This window comes from Methylophaga sp. UBA4204, from assembly GCF_002379485.1.
Taxonomy (GTDB): domain Bacteria; phylum Pseudomonadota; class Gammaproteobacteria; order Nitrosococcales; family Methylophagaceae; genus Methylophaga.
Map to the genome: position 1 here is coordinate 71,905 of NZ_DFTU01000048.1, position 451 is coordinate 72,355.

Consider the following 451-nt stretch of genomic DNA (forward strand, 5'->3'; position numbering starts at 1 on the left):
CGGGCGGCGGGCAGTCCCAACCTGCACCCTCCCTTGCCAGCCGATTTCCCCCTCATGAGTATAGGTAGCCTTTGCCCCGGCAATGTCAACCAGCAAAAGGGTGGGTGAGATTTCCCGCGCTAGCCAGCGCATACGCTCAAGGTTGATCTGTAACTGCTCCTCACGATAATTACGTGACAGATTAAGAGCGGCCAGCGTCTCGGGCCCCACAACTCCGTCTACCTTTAGGCGATGACGGGCCTGAAAATCCTTTACCATTTCCACCAGTTCTGCATCGTAGTGATTAGCGCTATAAAAATGACGAACATTTTGCTGATCGACGCCATTGATCAGTGATGCCAATCGTTGGTGGAGAATAGATACTCTGACATCCTCCATGCCGGGTTTCAGCAGGGGGCCAGGTGGTACGATAGGCCAACTTACCTCTCTATGTAGCTCGTGCCAGTTCTTG

1 protein-coding gene is annotated in these 451 nt (G+C 53.4%); it reads right to left on the bottom strand.

Going from position 1 to position 451, the window contains the following annotated elements:
• A partial coding sequence (locus B3182_RS07125; RefSeq protein WP_292752108.1) for a peptidoglycan-binding protein occupies positions 1–378 on the bottom strand: 378 nt, incomplete at its 3' end.
• Between the last annotated feature and the right edge of the window lie 73 nt (positions 379–451).